The following is a 16191-nucleotide window of genomic DNA, read 5'->3' as shown; positions in this document are numbered from 1 at the left end:
CATACGGCTCAGCCAACACGCCCTCGACTGGCCCAAAGCGCAGCGCAGCGTTCCGCTGGGACCATGAACATGCCCCGAATAGTCCGAATACCCCGCATAGCCGCCGTCTTCGCGATCGCCGCCGCCGCGTTCGCCCTGGGCGTCACGACCGCCGCCGTCACCGACGACGACTCGGACCACCCCGCTTCGGGCCCCCTCGCGGTCACGTCCGGCGCCGTGGCACTGGCCGGCGCGGCCGGCGGCACCGTCCTCCTGTGCCGACGTGCGGCAGAAGAGGCTAAGCGGCCAGATCCCGCTCTTCAGACTCCCGCGGCTCAGGAATCTCCACCGTCTCCCGAGCCGACGAGGCAGGGCTAGGCGACCACACCAGCCACCGCAGCCGCGTCGTCCGCCCCACGGAGCGCGCCAGCGGGGTGAGCAGCGCGGACGCGAGCGGCGACAGGAGCAGTGCCACCGCCGTGCCGAGGGCGAAGCCGCCGACGACGTCGGTCGGGTAGTGCACGCCCATGAAGACCCGGCAGAACCCTTCGAGCACCGCGAGCCCAAGACCGATGAGCCCGAACTTGCGGTGGGCGACGAAGAGGCCGGCGCCGATGGCCATGGCGAGCGTCGCGTGGTCACTGACGAAGGAGAAGTCCGACTTGCCGTCGACGAGGACGTCGAGGCCCTCGTGGTCGGTGAAGGGCCTGGGCCGTTCCACGAAACTGCGGATCGGCACGTTCACCAGCACGGCGATTCCGGCCGCGAGCGGGGCCCATACGACGGAGGCGACGGACGAGGCGGCGTCGTCGAGCGAGTCCCGCTTCCGCACGCCCCACCAGCACCACAGGGTGAGCAGCACGAGCGCGAGCAGCAGACCGTACTCACCGACGAACGCCATGGCGCTGTCGACCCAGCCGGGGGCGTCCTTCGCCAGGCCGTTGATGTCGTAGAGCAGACCGACGTCGGGGTTGGACCCGGAGGCCCCGAGTGCCGAGAGTCCAGCCAGTCCAGCCATCTCGCCGCGGCCCCTTCGTCTTGCTGCTCAGTGGGCGCACACAGTCGTGCGCCGCTCGTCCACCCCCGTGGTCATAGATCCGCGGTCTTCGTCGATCCGCGATCGGCTCAGGAAAAGGAACGCACGGTCCCCTGTCCTTCGTTCCGCACTCCACCGAATGATCACGCAGACGTTATCGAAGAGAGACACGAAGCCGCAGCTCAGGGCAGGGCCCTAACGGAGAGTTCCGGCCATGTCACACTTCGGAGTTCCCGGTCGGCCTCTCGCTCGGCACCGCCTTCGCACCATCCTCGGTCACCCGCGTCGCCCCGAAATAGTCGGGTGTGTCGACCGGGTCGAACCGGATCACGGCACCCGGCCGCGGCGCGTCGATCATGTAGCCGCCGCCCACATAGATCCCGACGTGCCGGATCGCGCGGCTGTCGGTGAGGTCGTCCGAGAAGAAGACGAGGTCCCCCGGCAGCAGCTCGTCCCGCTTGGGATGCGGCCCGGCGTTGTACTGGTCGTTCGCGACCCGCGGCAGCTCGATCCCGACCTCCCGGTACGCGGCGAGCGTCAGCCCCGAGCAGTCGAACCGGCCGCCCTGATCGGCGGTCCCGTTCCCGCCCCACAGGTACTCGGTCCCGAGCTTCTTCTGCGCGTAGTAGATGGCGCCCGCCGCCTGCTGCGACGGCTGCACACGCCCGACCGGCCGCGCGAAGCTCTTCTCCAGGTTCGTGATCGTCTTCACGTAGTTCTGCGTCTCTCGGTACGGCGGTACGCCTCCGTACTTGATGACGGCGTACGCGCCCGCGTTGTAAGCGGCGAGCATGTTCTCGGTCTGATTGCCCGGCGCGTCCTTCACGTACTTCGCGAGCGAGCAGTCGTACGAGGCCGCGGACGGAATGGCGTCCTTCGGATCCCAGATGTCCCGGTCCCCGTCCCCGTCACCGTCGACCCCGTGCGCGGCCCACGTCCCCGGGATGAACTGCGCTATGCCGAGCGCCTTCGCGGGACTCTTCGCGTTCGGGTTGAACCCGCTCTCCTGATACAGCTGAGCGGCGAGCAGCGCCGGATTGATCGCGGGGCAGAGGTTCCCCCACTCCTGCACGATCGACTGGTACGCGGAGGGCACGGCGCCCTTGGCGAGCCCCACGGCCCCCTTGCCGACCCCGCTCGCGAGAGAGCCGGCGGCCATGAACGTACCGATGACGAGCAGCGTCACGAACCCGGTCCCCCCGGCGGCGAGCGCACCCCCGACGACCCACGCCTTACGCACCGTCAACCGCCCCTCGCCGCCCCGAAGTCCACCGCGTCAGTTTAGATGCGGGTGTGGCGATACGAGGCGAGTCGATGCGGTTGGCTCGTTTCGGCACTCGGCCCACAACAGCTTGCCTCGACGGGCCGTACCGAGGGAGTACGCGCCCCAGGCGTCGGCGCAGGCCCGCACGAGGTGCAACCCGCGGCCGGATTGCGCCGCGTCGGCCGAGATCCCTCCCGCGTGGAACCCGGGAGGGATCTCGGGGCTGGAGTCCCACACGGACACGCGGACCCCGCCGGGCGAACGGGGCGCGAGGCGCAGACCGTACGCGCCGGTGGTGTGGAGGTGGGCGTTGGTGAGGAGTTCCGAGGCGAGCAGCTCGGCGTCGTCACGGAGGTCGGCGAGCCCGTGCGCGTCGAGGATGACGCGCAGGGCGGCGCGAGCGATGCCGGGGGCACGGGGGTCGTGGGGCAGATGGAGGGCGTAGGTCCAGGGGGGCGGGGTTACCGTGGCCATGGAAGTCTCCGGTTGGCGTGGGGAGTTGGGTGCCCAGTGACGATGAATGACCACTCCTGTGAGTGACTCTGCAGGACAGAGGAGCTAGGACCGTGAGGACCAACCCGACGGGCCGTCAACTCCGGCTCGGCACCGAGCTGCGCAAGCTCCGCGAGCGAGCAGGCCTGAGCTCGACGGCGGCGGCCCAGCAGCTCGGCATGAAGCAGGCACAGGTCAGCAACATGGAGACGGGCCGGGTCGGGGTGAGCGCGGAACGCGTACGCACGCTGGCGGCCCAGTACGACTGCTCCGACACGGCCCTCGTCGACGCCATCGCGGGAATGACCGGCGACCGGAAGCGCGGCTGGTGGGAGGAGTAGCGCGACATCCTGCCCGGCACTCTTCTGGATCTCGCCGAACTCGAATGCAACTCGATGCGCCTGCGCTCGGCCGTGACGGTACACATCCCCGGCCTGTTCCAGACGATCGAGTACGCCCGCGAGGTCTTCCGCCAGAGCGTCCCTCAGCTCCCACCACCCGACGTCGAGCACCGGGTCTCGTTCCGGATCAAGCGGCAGGCCGTCCTCTTCCAGGAGTCCCCGGTCCCACAGCAGGTCTTCATCCATGAGGCGGCCCTGCGGATGAAGCTCGGGGGTCGTGACGTGACCCGCGCACAGCTCAAGCACCTGCTGGACATGAACGAGCGCGAGCACATCGCGATCGGTGTCATCCCGTTCGACACCGGGGTCCTGGCCGGTTCCGGACAGTCGATCTACTACTCCGAGGGCTCCGTGCCCCACCTCGACACCGTGAACCTTGACCAGTCGCACGGCCCGGTCTTCCTCGACGCCGAGGCACAGCTGCACAAGTACCGCGTACTGCTCGACCGGATGGAGGCGGCCTCGCTCCCACCCGCGAAGTCGCAGGACTTCATCCACTCCGTCGTCCACGACCTGTGAAGGAGCCCAAGGTGACAGATCTGAACTGGCAGAAGTCGTCTTACTGCGCAGAGGGCAACTCCTGCGTGCACGTCGCCAAGGACACCGGCGCAGTGCACGTCACCGAGAGCGCCGACCCCAGCAGAGCGATACTCAGCACCGCCCCCAGCGCCTTCGCCGCCCTCCTCCAGGCGCTCAAGGCGAAGCCTCATGTCTGACCTGCGCTGGGAGCGGGCCGCCCCCGAAGGGGCCGACGGGCCTGGCCCCTGGATCGAGATCGCTTTCGGCCCGGACGACCTCGTGCATCTGCGCGAGACCTCCGCCCCCGAGACCGTCGTCACGACTACGCAGAGGAAGTGGGACGCCTTCGTACTCGGCGTCCAGGCAGGCGAGTTCGACCACTTCGTCGAGGACGCCGACCAGCAGAGCCCGTAGCCACGGGATTGGCGGATTCGGGCACCGGGAGCGTTCGGTGACCGCAGGTCAGAGGCGGGCGGCCCCGCCGAGCCCGGCCCGAATCTGCCAGTCACCCCACAATCCGCAGGCGCCGCGCAGCGGAAAAGTGGCCAACGAATCGTCACTCGACAGGTCACGGCGCAGGCCGGACGTTCATTGCCCCAGGTGACTCTCCGTGATACACAGAGTGACCATACGTCGGTTCGTATACGCAAACACGTTCCGCCGTACGAACTCAGCCAAGGAATGGCGCCAAGTCGGCAGGCATCCGCGGCGATCTGGGCAAGAATGGGCCTGACCTCTGCGCTGCGGCGGGGGCGACAGAACTACCCACATGGGGCGGTGAGTTACACATGCTGCTGGCAGCCGGCAAGGGCAACATCGACACCATCATCGGCGGGATCGCCCCCGACTGGGGCCCATTCCAGAACCTCGGCAAGGAAGCCCAGGTCATGGTCGAGGTCGTCATGGCGGTGGCGATCCTGCTGTGCCTGGGCATCGCGATCTGGGGTGCGGCCAAGCAACGGATCGGCGCGACGGCCCTGCGCGACACATTCAGCGCCGAGCAGGGCAAGGGCCTCATCGTCGCGGGCCTGACCGGCGTATTCATCATCGGCTCACTCGGCACGCTCTTCACCATCGTGTACGGCATGGCGATCTAGCCCCTGTTCCGCCCGCTCCGGTCTCATCTGCACTGAGGTTGCAACTCCCTGATGTCGAGTCACCACACCGCGCCCGCGCGGAAAGCAGCGCGGCTACCGTCGTACGTGGCGGTTCAGCACGAGCCTGAGGGGGCGTACGCGGGATGAGTCCGGGCGACGGCAACGACGACGACGGCCTCTACGGCGGCACGGGCCAGACCCGCACGCGCCTGCCGGAGGGCGGGCCGGGCGACGGATACGGCGACGGGCGCAGACCTGCCAGGTCGTCATCGCGCAGCCTCATCACGGTGGTCGGGGTGGTGGTGCTCCTCATCGCGGCTATCGCCTTCGCGAATCGTGGCGGGGACGAGTCCTCTTCGGGAGACGGCGACGCCAAGAAGCCGGGCGCGTCCGCGACGGCGGCAACCGGAACGAAGCCGGTTGCTTCGGGGTTCGCGCATGACGAGCAGGGCGTTCAGTCGGCCGCTGCCAATTACGCGGTGTCTCTGGGTTCTGACGGGATGTTCAACGAGTCTCGGCGACACGAGATCGTGCAGAACATCACCGACTCCAGCGCTCTCGAGCGGCTTCAGTCGGGCTTCGATGCCGACTACTCGCAGGCCTTCCTGAAGAAGATCGGCCTCAACTCGGACGGCAGTGCTCCGTCCGGCAGCACCTTCGTGAACCGAACCCTGCCCGCAGGCGCCAAGGTCAGCAGCTACAGCGACAGCAACGCGACCGTCGAAGTCTGGTGCAACGGCCTGTTCGGTCGCACCGGCGAGAGCTCCACCAACCCTGTGACGAGCAGCTGGTTCACGGTGACCATGAAGCTCAAGTGGGACGGGGACTGGAAGGTCCTGGACACCCAGCAGAAGACGGGCCCCACCCCGGTCAACGGCGACAACCCTGTCTCCGGAGCCGACGAGATCGGCGGCGCGGTCAAGGACTTCGGAGGGTTCACTTATGCCCGATAATCCGCGCCGCCTGCTGAAGCTCACCGCCCTTGTGGCAACGGCCCAAACCACGGGCATTCTGTTGGCCACGCGTGCCTTCGCGGCCCCAGACCCCAAGAAGGACGACCCTTGCGGACTGATCGCTGGTCCCGCCAGGAAATACTGCGAACGCAGCGACGGAGGATCCGGCGGCGGCACCCCCGCCACACCCCCCGGCACCACCAACCCCCTCGACCCCCTGTCCAGCCTCGCAAGAGGCTGTGCCGACGCCGCGTCCTGGACCGTGGACATGCTCAGCAAGTCCATCAAGCAGACCGCCGACGTCGACTTCACCAACCCGAAGTTCCTCCAGCAGTACGCCATCGTGTTCGCGGCGTCGGCGATTCTCACGTTGCTGCTGTGGCTGCTCGCCGTGGCCAAGAGGGCCGTCCGGGGAGTCCCCCTCGGTACCGCCCTCTCCGAGGCCATCGGGTTCCTCTGGCTCACGGTCATCGCGTCCGCGTTCACGCCGCTGATCCTCTACACCGTCGTATCGGCGACGGACGGAGTGTCGGACGTACTGGCGAAAGCCACTGGTGACCAGACGGACGCGTTCTTCGGGACGTTCTCCGGTGCGCTGAAGAAGGGCGACGACATAGGGGGCGGGCCGATCATGCTGATCGTCGTCTCGCTGGTGTCGATCCTCGCCGCGGGCGTGCTGTACCTGGAGCTGTATCTGCGGGCCGTGCTGCTGTACGTGGGCGCTCTGCTCGGGGTCGTCGTCTACGCAGGGCTCGTCGACAAGAACCTGTGGGGACACGTGCGCCGCTGGGCCGGCGTGATGATCGCCGTGATCCTGGTGAAACCGGTGATTGTCATCGTGCTCGGGCTGGCCGGCGCGTTGTCCGGGTCGGAAGGGCCGGACTCCCTCGCCGCCGTCGTCTCCGGTCTCGCCATCGTGCTGCTCGCGATCTTCGCCAGCGGCATGATCTACCGCTTCGTACCCGGCTTCGGCGACGAGATCGCCAACGGCCGTAACAACCGCATCATGCGCGGCGCCGAGAACAAGGCCGCCGCAGTCATCAGTTCACCCGCCGCACTCGTCTCGCAGGGCATCAAGACGCACAGCGCCCGTGCGGACGGTGGCGGCGGCAGCGGTGGCGGCCAGTCCCGGGCCCGCCCCGCGAACCCCGTGTCGGGAGGCGTGGCCGCACACAGCACACGCCCCTCCTCCGGGGGCAGTGGCGGTGGCGGCGGATCTGTCCCCTCCGCCGCACCTCCGCCCCGTACGAGTCCCACGAACACGCCGCACGCGCGCAATACGCGTAACGGCGGGAACACCGGCAACAGCAATCGGCAAGGAGGTGCAGGGCGTTGACGACCCAGTCCCATGTGTCCCCATCGGTCACGCCCCGCCGTACGTATCTGATCGGCCGTGCCCGGCCGAACGCCATCGTCGGCAGGAACCGCGAGACCGGCGAGATCGCCCTCATCATCGGGGGCGCTTTCCTGGGCATGATGTGCGGGCTTCTCGTCCCCGCCCTGTCCCTGCGCATCATGCTGCTCCTGGGCTTCCCGCTGATCGCGCTCGCGGCCGTCTACATCCCGTACAAGCACCGCACCTTCTACAAGTGGTTCGAGATCAACCGCAGTTACAGGCGGCAGCTGAAGCGCGGCACGACGTACCGGTCGCGGGCCATGGACGCGGGGGTGCGGCTCGACGGGCGCGAGGTGGAGATCGGGCCGCCACCGGGCATCGGCCGGCTGACCTGGCTGGCCGCGCCGTTCGGGCCGGACGAGATCGCCGTGCTGCTGCACGCCGACCGGCGGACCGTCACCGCCGCCATCGAGATCGAGGGCCCGGGTGTCGGGCTGCGGGACAGCGAGGACCAGGAGGCGCTGGTCGACCGGTTCGGGACGCTCCTGAAGCACGTCGCGAACGGGGACGGGTTCGTCACGCGGCTGCAGATGCTCGCCCGCACGCTCCCCGCCGACCCCGACGCGCACGCCAAGGACGTCGCCGTGCGCGGTGACGACCGCACGCCGGGCTGGCTGCAGCAGTCGTACAACCAGCTCCAGTCGATGGTGTCGACGAGCAGCGAACAGCACCGCGCCTACCTCGTGGCCTGCATGCACTTCACGCGCGAGCTGGCCGCCGAGGCGCACGCCATGGCGCGCGCGGCCCGTCCGCACAGCGGCCGCAAGGTCGACCGGGACGCCGGGCTCGCGGTCGTCATGGCGCGCGAGCTGACCGACATCTGCTCGCGCCTCCAGGAGGCCGACATCCGGGTGCGGCAGCCGCTCGGGCAGGGGCGGCTCGCCTCGCTCGTGCACTCCATGTACGACCCGGACCATCCGATCGACCACATTCAGGCCATGACCAAGCGCAACGCCTGGCCGGCCGAGCTGGACGCGATGGAGCCGACCTATCTCCAGGCCAAGACGCGTGAGTCGTCCACGCGCGCGCCCTGGTGCCACGCCACCGCCTGGGTGAAGGAGTGGCCGATGACGCCGGTCGGCGTGAACTTCCTGGCGCCGCTCCTCGTCCACACCCCCGACGTCATCCGCACCGTGGCCGTCACGATGGACCTGGAACCCACCGAGGTCGCCATCGAGCGGATGCTCACCGAGAAGACGAACGACGAGGCGGACGCCAGCCGCGCCGCCAAGATGAACCGGACCGTCGACCCGCGCGACGTCGCCGCCAACACCCGTCTCGACCAGCGCGGCGAGGACCTCGCGAGCGGCGCGGCCGGGGTCAACCTCGTCGGCTACATCACCGTCTCCTCCCGCTCCCCGGAGAGCCTCGCGCGCGACAAGCGCACGATCCGCGCCTCCGCCGGCAAGTCCTATCTGAAGCTGGAGTGGTGCGACCGCGAGCACCACCGGGCCTTCGTCAACACATTGCCGTTCGCGACCGGCATCCGACGGTAGAGGCAGGGCTCTGAGATGCGGGATCCGCTGTCCATGGCCACGGACGCCTTCACCTCCTTCCTGTTCGGGAAGGTGGAGACGACCCGGCTCCCTGTGCGTACGTCGACGGGCCAGGCCCAGGCGGTCTATCTGCCGACGGCCGCCCCCGGCCTCGGCGACTCGGGCGTCATCATCGGCCGCGAGGTCTACTCCGGCAAGGGCTACATCTACGACCCCTTCCAGCTGTACGGGCAGCAGCTGCCCGCCCCGCACTGGCTGGTCCTCGGAGAATCCGGCAACGGCAAGTCCGCGCTGGAGAAGACGTACGTCCTGCGGCAGCTGAGGTTCAAGGACCGCCAGGTCGTCGTCCTCGACGCGCAGGGTGAGGACGGGGTCGGCGAATGGAACCTCATCGCCCAGGAGCTGGGTATAACTCCCATCCGGCTCGACCCCACGGCCGCTCTGGACATGGGGATCCGGCTCAACCCGCTCGACCCGGCGATCACGACGACCGGCCAGCTCGCCCTGCTCCGGACGATCATCGAGGTCGCCATGGGGCACGGCCTCGACGAGCGCTCCGGCTTCGCCCTCAAGGTCGCGCACGCCTACGTCAACGAGACCATCGTCGACCGCCAGCCCGTCCTGACCGACATCGTCGAGCAGCTCCGCCACCCGGAACCCGAGTCGGCGGAAGCGATGAACGTGGCCATAGACGACGTACGGGCGTGGGGACTTGATGTCGCCCTCGTCATCGACCGGCTCGTGGACGGTGACCTGCGCGGCATGTTCGACGGTCCGACGACGGTCGGCATCGACCTCGACGCGCCGCTGATCGTCTTCGACCTCTCCCACATCGACCGCAACTCCATCGCCATGCCGATCCTCATGGCGATCGTGGGCGTGTGGCTGGAGCACACCTGGATCCGGCCGGACCGCAAGAAGCGCATCTTCCTGGTGGAGGAGGCGTGGCACATCATCAACTCGCCCTTCGTGGCGCAGCTGTTCCAGCGGCTCCTGAAGTTCGGGCGGCGGCTCGGTCTGTCGTTCGTGGCGGTCGTCCACCACCTCAGTGACGTGGTGGACGGGGCCGCGGCCAAGGAGGCGGCCGCGATCCTGAAGATGGCGTCGACCAGGACCATCTACGCCCAGAAGGCCGACGAGGCACGGGCCACCGGTCTCGTACTCGGCCTGCCACGCTGGGCCGTGGAGATCATCCCCTCGCTGACGCCGGGCATCGCGGTCTGGGACGTGAACGGGAACGTCCAGGTCGTGAAGCACCTCATCACCGAGACGGAACGGCCCCTGGTCTTCACCGACCGCGCCATGACGGAGTCCTCCGCCGAGACGCTCGGTGACGACGACGCGATGCGCGCCGCCGACCTGGAGGCGGAGGAACGGGCGGCCGCGTTCGTGGAACAGCACATGGGCGACCGGTACAAAGACTCGTCGGAGTCGACGGTGGCCTGAGACCTGAGGTCTGAGGCCTGAGCCTGAGGTCTGTGGCCTCAGTTACTGGTGGGGCTCGGCGAGAGCGAGAGCGGGATGCGGCGGGACGACGCCTACGAGCGGGACGACAGGTACGGGGAGCGGGGCCGTGGTGGCCCCGCCCCGCGGGAACGGGAACGCGGCGTTCCCGACGGGCTGCTCCTCGGCGTGCTCGCGTTCCTGCTCGGCATGACCGTCATGGTGTGGACGGCGACGGGCCTGTCGGGTCTGTTCTCCAAGGGCGCCTGGCCGGACGGCGTGACGATCCGCCATACGCCGGTGGCGATGCGCTCCCTCATCGGCCGCCCGCACGACCTGCCGGGCGCGTGGCCGGACACCCCCGACGGGCAGCTCTCCGGGTACGGGCTGTTCTGGGGCCTGTTCATCGGCCAGGTGCTCGTGCTGATCGTGCTCGCGGTGTTCGTCGCGGGGACGGTGGCGCGGTGGCGGGCCGTACGGCGGAGGGGCCGGGCGGAGACCGCTGCCGCTCCGCCGGCCGAACCGGCGCCTGCGGTCACGCCCGCTCCCCGGGCCACAGTCTCGGAGGTCGTCCCGGCAGCTGGGGCGGAACCCCCTGACCGTCACGCGCACGTCCAGCACGACCAGCGCCCCGTACACGACCAGCACCGCGAGCACCTCGAGCACCTCGCGAGTCCCGTCACCCCGGCCGCCGCCCCCATGGCCGTCCCCGCGCCCCGCGGCCCCGTCGTCCTCGGCCCCGCCGAGACCCGGGCTCCCCGGGCCATTCAGGCCATCCGGGACGCCGAGGGTCCCGTCCTCGTCGTCACGTCGTCGGCGAGTGTCTGGGCCGAGACCAAGGACGCCCGGTCGAAGCTCGGCCCCGTCCTCGTCTACGACCCCACCCACCTGTGCGACACCCCGGCCCGCCTCCACTGGAACCCGGCGCAGGGCTGCGAGGACAAGCCCACGGCCGCGTCCCGGGCAGCCGCGCTCCTGGCCCCGATCCGGCCTGCCGCCAAACTCGACATGGCCACCGCCGACACGGCGGAGACGCTGCTGCGGAGCTTTCTGCACGCCGCCGCCGTGGACGCGAAGCCCTTCCGGCACGTGCACCGCTGGGCGCAGGGCAGTCAGGTCCAGGAGGCCGTACGCATTCTGCGTACCAGCCCGAAGGCCGCGGCCGGCGCCGCGGGCGAGCTGGAGGCCGCGCTCACCTCCCATCTCGAACGCCGGGACATAGCACAGGAGTTGACGGCGCGCGCTCTGTCCTCGCTGTTCTCGGTCCACATCCGCGAGGCCTGCACCCCAAACCGAACTGATGCGCTCACCCTGGATTCCTTCGTGAATGAAGGGGGCACGCTTTATGTGGTGGGTGAAGCCATCGAGGATCCCAAGGCGGACCCGGGCGCGATGCCCCTCCTCACGGCCCTCGCCTCAAGCGTGGTCGAGCACGGCCGGCGCATGGCCGAACGGTCATCTGCCGGTCGGCTCGACCCACCAATGGCGCTCGTCCTCGACGATGTCGCCGCGGTGGCTCCGCTTCCCCAGCTGCCGGAGCTGCTGTCCACCGGAGCGGACCGGGGTCTGCCGACCCTGGCCCTCCTCCGCTCCCGGGAACAGGGCCGGGCCCGCTGGCCACACGCCGACCTCCCGGCTCCCTAGGCCTTGTTGCCCCCGGATCCCTCCAGCACCATCTCGTACTCGCACTTCGACGGGTCCGACGGCACCGCCACGCGCGCACCACTGGGGACGAAGCCGAACCGCCGGTAGAACGCCCGCGCCCGCGCGTTGTCCTCGTGCACGTACAGCCGCACCCGCTCCAGGCCCTCCAGCGAGCGCGCCCACTCCACGGCCGCCAGGAACAGCGCCTCGGTCACGCCGCTCCCCCGGTGCTCGGGCCGCACGTACACGCCGACGAGATGCGCCTGCCGCACGTCGCTCGTCTCGCCGAACGCGAGCGGCGCCCCGGCCTCCTCCACCCGCACGGTCACGGACCCCCACCACCGGCCGTCCGCTCCCTCGGCGACGAACTGGTGTCCGGAACCGTCGAGTTCGAACCGCCCGGCCCGGTCCCGCCAGAACTCCTCGGGCCGCGCGAGCGCGGTCTCGTACGTCTCCAGGAAGGCGATCGGCGCCGCCGGATCGCGCAGGGACGCGAGCCGTATCTCCCGCACCGCCTCCCACTCCTGTGACCGGACAGGCCGTACGACGTACTCCTCGGCAGGCTCCATGGGGCGGACCCTACGGGACCGTCGTACCGGGGTACTACGCGTTTTCCGCAGCTCCGGACCGCGGTCGGACGCCCCGTCCCCGCCCCTTTTTCTACCTTCGAAGCATGACGATCAGGGCACACGGACTCACCAAACGCTACGGCGACAAGACCGTCGTCCAGGACCTCACCTTCACGGTCAACCCGGGCACCGTCACCGGCTTCCTCGGCCCGAACGGCGCCGGCAAGTCCACCACCATGCGCATGCTCCTCGGCCTCGACGCCCCCACCTCGGGCCGCGCCACCGTCGGCGGCCGCGCCTACGCCGCACACGCCGCGCCACTGCACGAGGTCGGCGCCCTCCTGGAGGCCCGCTCGATCCACCCGGGCCGCACCGCGTTCCACCACCTGATGGCGCTCGCCCACACGCACGGCGTGCCGCGCTCCCGCGTCGACCACGTCCTCGCGCTCACCGGCCTCACCGAGGTGGCGGGAAAGCGCGTGAAGGGCTTCTCCCTCGGCATGGGCCAGCGCCTGGGCATCGCGGCCGCGCTCATCGCCGACCCGGCCACCGTCATCCTGGACGAACCGGTCAACGGCCTCGACCCGGAGGGCGTCCTGTGGGTCCGCAACCTCCTCAAGTCCCTTGCCGCGGAGGGCCGTACGGTCCTCGTCTCCTCGCACCTGATGAGCGAGACGGCCCTGACCGCGGACCACCTCATCATCATCGGCCGCGGCCGCCTCCTCGCCGACACCACCGTCTCCGAACTCGTACGCGAGTCAGGCGCGGCCTACGTCAAGGTCGTCACGCCCGAAGCCGTACGCCTGCGCGAGCTCCTGTCCGGCGCCCCCGGCGTCGACGTCACCGGGGAGTCCCCCGACACCCTGCACGTCCGCGGCACCGACGCCCCGGACATCGGCCGCACCGCCGCCACGCACGGCATCCCCCTCTTCGAACTCACCCCGCAGACCGCCTCGCTGGAGCAGGCCTTCATGGACCTCACCCACGACTCGGTCGAGTACCAGGCCACCGCCCTGACAGGAGCAGCAGCATGACCACCGCAGTCCCCTACCGCGTCACCGCACCCCGTGTGCTGCGCTCCGAGTGGCACAAGTTCTGGACCCTGCGCTCCACGTGGATCACCTTCGCCGTCGCGAGCGCCCTCGTCCTCGCTGTCGGCGTCACCATGGGCTCGACGTACGACGGCGACGACTCCGAGATCGACACCGTCGTCTTCGTCCTCCTCGGCACCCAGCTCTCGCAGATCTGCGTCGCCGTCCTCGGCATCCTGGTCACGGCGAGCGAGTACTCGACGGGGATGATCCGCGCCTCGCTGACGGCGGTCCCGCGCCGGCTGCCCGTGCTGTGGTCCAAGGCCGGCGTGTTCGCGGCCGTCGCGTTCGCCCTGAGCTTCGTGACGAACGTGGTCACGTTCCTCGTCGCACAGATCTGGCTCTCCGACGGCGACAAGGCGACCTCGCTCACCGACGCGGGCGTCCTCGGCGCCCTCGCGGGCAACGCCGCCGGCATCACCCTGATGAGCCTGATCGCCCTCGGTCTCGGCGGCCTGCTCCGCTCGGTCCCGGCCGCGATCGGCGCCTTCGTCGGCGGCGTGATGATCCTCCCCGAGATCCTCGGCATGCTCCCGTACGACGCCGTGGACAGGGCCGTCAACTACTTCCCGACCCAGTCCGCCGAATCCCTCGGCTCCGCCACCCGACTCACCGACGCGGTCTCGCCCGCCATGGGGCTCCTCTCCCTGACCCTGTGGGCCGCCGCGGTCCTCACGGCCGCGGCCCTGCTTCTCAGGCGCCGCGACGTATGACGCCCCGCGGAACCCTCTCCCGTACGAGGATGAAGCGGTGACGGACGAGGTGACGGACGACAGGACCCAGGGGCCCGAGCGGGCCCCCTTCCCCCTCACCGCATACGTCCAGCGGCTCACCGAGCGGGTGCGCGCCTTCGACCGGCGCCGCCCGCTCGTCTGGGATCTGCACCTGACGGGCTTCTTCGTCACCGCCGCCGTCATCGACTACGCGGGCGGCGGCTGGCGCAACATCGCCCACAACACCGACGTACCGGGCCCGCTGATCCTGTGCCTGAGCCTCGCTCTGACCGTGCCCCTGCTGTGGCGCCGCACGCGCCCGATGACGGCCCTCGCGGTGATGGTGGCGGCAGGTGTCGTGAACAGCTGGACGGGCGCCCTGCTCCAGGCGGCGCTGGTCCAGCTCATCGTCGTGTTCAACGTCTCGCTGCGCCGCCCCCTCAAGCTCCTTGCCGCCGCCTGCGCGCTGACGATCGCACCGGTCGTCGTGGGCGTCGCCCGCTATCCGAAGGGCAGTTGGGACCAGCAGATCGTCCCGCAGGTGTGGGCCATCACCCTGGTGGCACTGCTCGGCATCGCGGTCCGCAGCCGCCAGGAGTACACGTCGTCCCTCGTCGAGCGCGCCCGCCGCCTGGAGATCGAGCGCGACCAGCAGGCCCAGCTCGCCGCGGCTGCGGAACGCACCCGCATCGCACGCGAGATGCACGACATCATCGGCCACAACCTCTCCGTCATCACGGGCCTCGCCGACGGCGGTTCCTACGCGGCGGTCAAGAGCCCCGAGCGCGCCGGGCAGGCCCTGGAGGCCATCGCGACGACGAGCCGCCAGGCCCTCGCGGAACTGCGCCGTCTGCTCGACGTCCTGCGCGAAGAGAGCGTGCCCACAGCCGAGTTGGCCCCCCAGCCGGCACTCACGGACCTGGACCAGCTGGTCGACGGAGTGCGCGCGGCCGGCCTGCCCGTACGCCTCGCGCTGCGCGGCAGCCCAGGCTCCCTCGCCCCTGGAAAGGAACTGACGGTGTACCGCGTCGTGCAGGAGGCGCTCACCAATACGCTCAAGCACGCCGGTCCCGGCGCCTCCGCGGCCGTCGACGTCACGTACGGGGACGACGGGGTGCGCGTCAGCATCACGGACACGGGCCGCGGAGGCCGCTCACCGGAGCCGGGCGCGGGACGCGGCCTGACCGGCATGCGCGAGCGAACTGCCCTCTACGACGGCACACTTGAGGCAGGCCCGCTGCCCACGCCCCCGGGCGGCTGGCGCGTCCATCTCCACCTCCCGAAGGAACCCTCCCCGTGACCAGCGTGCTCATCGTCGACGACCAGCCCATGCAGCGCTTCGGCTTCCGCATGCTGCTGGAGAGCCAGGACGACCTGACCATCGCCGGCGAGGCGGGCGACGGCGCCGAGGCGGTCCGCCTCACGGCACGCCTCCACCCGGACGTCGTCCTGATGGACATCCGCATGCCGGGCCTCGACGGCATCGAGGCCACGCGCCGCATCGTCGCGTCCGGCGCCCGCACCCGGGTCCTGATCCTCACGACGTTCGACCTCGACGAGTACGCGTACGACGGCCTGCGCGCGGGAGCGTCCGGCTTCCTCGTCAAGGACGCGCTGCCGGAGGAACTCCTCTCCGGGATCCGGGCGGTCGCGACGGGCGACGCGGTGGTCGCCCCGAGCCTGACGCGCCGTCTCCTGGACGCGTACGTCCAGCACTTGCCGGCCACGAACGCACCCCAGGGCCCCGACCCGCGCATCGCCGCCCTCACGGAGCGGGAACGCGAGATCCTCACGGTCATCGCCCAGGGCTGGACCAATTCGGAGATCGCCGCACGCCTGCACCTGGCCGAGTCGACGGTGAAGACCCATGTGAGTCGCATCCTGGCAAAGACGGGCGCCAGAGACCGGGTGCAGGCGGTGATCGTGGCGTACGACGCGAAGCTGGTGGAGCCGGCCTGAATCTGTGGCTCGCTTTATGGCCGGGAACGCAAAAAAGCCTCATTCCCCGAGTTTTCACTCGGGGAATGAGGTTTTTTATCAAAATTAGTTCGGCGGCGTCCTACTCTCCCACAGGGTCCCCCCTGCAGTACCATCGGCG

16 protein-coding genes and 1 pseudogene are annotated in these 16191 nt (G+C 69.8%); 13 read left to right on the top strand and 4 right to left on the bottom strand.

The features are described 5' to 3' along the window. Positions 1 to 277 precede the first annotated feature (277 nt). The 3 genes from CG723_RS24315 to CG723_RS24305 all read right to left on the bottom strand — a co-directional run bounded on the left by CG723_RS24315 (position 278) and on the right by CG723_RS24305 (position 2753). Complete coding sequence (locus CG723_RS24315; protein ID WP_100595591.1) at positions 278 to 997, bottom strand: phosphatase PAP2 family protein; 720 nt, start codon at positions 995 to 997, stop codon at positions 278 to 280. A 235-nt stretch (positions 998 to 1232) separates the two neighbouring features. Next, positions 1233 to 2255 (bottom strand): C40 family peptidase, encoded by a 1023-nt coding sequence (locus CG723_RS24310; RefSeq protein ID WP_100595772.1) that lies wholly within the window; start codon positions 2253 to 2255, stop codon positions 1233 to 1235. A 36-nt stretch (positions 2256 to 2291) separates the two neighbouring features. Further along, on the bottom strand, positions 2292 to 2753 hold the full coding sequence (locus CG723_RS24305) for an ATP-binding protein (protein ID WP_100595590.1): 462 nt from the start codon (positions 2751 to 2753) through the stop codon (positions 2292 to 2294). A 92-nt stretch (positions 2754 to 2845) separates the two neighbouring features. Here CG723_RS24305 and CG723_RS24300 point away from each other — a divergent pair. The 9 genes and pseudogenes from CG723_RS24300 (at position 2846) to CG723_RS24260 (ending at position 11720) form a co-directional block, all read left to right on the top strand. Further along, positions 2846 to 3691, top strand: a pseudogene (locus CG723_RS24300) (helix-turn-helix domain-containing protein). A gap of 11 nt (positions 3692 to 3702) precedes the next feature. Continuing rightward, entirely contained in the window at positions 3703 to 3888 is a 186-nt protein-coding gene (locus CG723_RS24295; protein ID WP_100595771.1) for a DUF397 domain-containing protein, read from the top strand. Next, entirely contained in the window at positions 3881 to 4105 is a 225-nt protein-coding gene (locus CG723_RS24290) for a DUF397 domain-containing protein (RefSeq protein WP_100595589.1), read from the top strand. The genes CG723_RS24295 and CG723_RS24290 overlap by 8 nt, the downstream gene beginning before the upstream one ends. 374 nt (positions 4106 to 4479) lie before the next feature. Next, positions 4480 to 4788 carry a hypothetical protein gene (locus tag CG723_RS24285; protein WP_100595588.1) on the top strand — a complete coding sequence of 103 codons (309 nt, stop codon included), beginning with the start codon at positions 4480 to 4482 and terminating at the stop codon, positions 4786 to 4788. Positions 4789 to 4931: 143 nt separating this feature from the next. After that, positions 4932 to 5741, top strand: a complete 810-nt coding sequence (locus CG723_RS24280; RefSeq protein WP_100595587.1) for a hypothetical protein — start codon at positions 4932 to 4934, stop codon at positions 5739 to 5741. Then, on the top strand, positions 5731 to 7077 hold the full coding sequence (locus CG723_RS24275) for a hypothetical protein (RefSeq protein ID WP_100595586.1): 1347 nt from the start codon (positions 5731 to 5733) through the stop codon (positions 7075 to 7077). The genes CG723_RS24280 and CG723_RS24275 overlap by 11 nt, the downstream gene beginning before the upstream one ends. Next, positions 7074 to 8633, top strand: coding sequence for an SCO6880 family protein (locus tag CG723_RS24270; RefSeq protein ID WP_100595585.1), 1560 nt, complete (start codon positions 7074 to 7076; stop codon positions 8631 to 8633). The genes CG723_RS24275 and CG723_RS24270 overlap by 4 nt, the downstream gene beginning before the upstream one ends. A gap of 15 nt (positions 8634 to 8648) precedes the next feature. Next, positions 8649 to 10079, top strand: coding sequence for an ATP-binding protein (locus CG723_RS24265; RefSeq protein ID WP_100595584.1), 1431 nt, complete (start codon positions 8649 to 8651; stop codon positions 10077 to 10079). Positions 10080 to 10154: 75 nt separating this feature from the next. Then, positions 10155 to 11720 (top strand): type IV secretory system conjugative DNA transfer family protein, encoded by a 1566-nt coding sequence (locus CG723_RS24260; protein WP_234374491.1) that lies wholly within the window; start codon positions 10155 to 10157, stop codon positions 11718 to 11720. Here CG723_RS24260 and CG723_RS24255 read toward each other — a convergent pair. After that, positions 11717 to 12289, bottom strand: coding sequence for a GNAT family N-acetyltransferase (locus CG723_RS24255; RefSeq protein ID WP_100595583.1), 573 nt, complete (start codon positions 12287 to 12289; stop codon positions 11717 to 11719). The two genes, CG723_RS24260 and CG723_RS24255, sit on opposite strands and share 4 nt — an antisense overlap. 104 nt (positions 12290 to 12393) lie before the next feature. On the opposite strand from CG723_RS24255, the gene CG723_RS24250 reads away from it, so the two are divergent. Genes CG723_RS24250 through CG723_RS24235 form a run of 4 tightly spaced genes read left to right on the top strand, consistent with a single transcriptional unit; the run spans position 12394 to position 16052 of the window. Further along, positions 12394 to 13323 (top strand): ABC transporter ATP-binding protein, encoded by a 930-nt coding sequence (locus tag CG723_RS24250; protein ID WP_100595582.1) that lies wholly within the window; start codon positions 12394 to 12396, stop codon positions 13321 to 13323. Beyond that, positions 13320 to 14093 carry an ABC transporter permease gene (locus tag CG723_RS24245; protein ID WP_100595581.1) on the top strand — a complete coding sequence of 258 codons (774 nt, stop codon included), beginning with the start codon at positions 13320 to 13322 and terminating at the stop codon, positions 14091 to 14093. Before CG723_RS24250 ends, CG723_RS24245 begins: the two co-directional genes overlap by 4 nt. A gap of 37 nt (positions 14094 to 14130) precedes the next feature. Next, positions 14131 to 15393 carry a sensor histidine kinase gene (locus tag CG723_RS24240; protein ID WP_234374490.1) on the top strand — a complete coding sequence of 421 codons (1263 nt, stop codon included), beginning with the start codon at positions 14131 to 14133 and terminating at the stop codon, positions 15391 to 15393. Then, positions 15390 to 16052, top strand: a complete 663-nt coding sequence (locus CG723_RS24235; RefSeq protein ID WP_100595580.1) for a response regulator — start codon at positions 15390 to 15392, stop codon at positions 16050 to 16052. Before CG723_RS24240 ends, CG723_RS24235 begins: the two co-directional genes overlap by 4 nt. Positions 16053 to 16191: the final 139 nt, after the last annotated feature.

The organism is Streptomyces sp. CB01635 (genome assembly GCF_002803065.1).
In the GTDB taxonomy this organism is placed as follows: Bacteria; Actinomycetota; Actinomycetes; order Streptomycetales; family Streptomycetaceae; genus Streptomyces.
The sequence above is the reverse complement of the archived record's forward strand: the minus strand, read 5'-3'. Positions and strand labels throughout refer to the sequence as shown.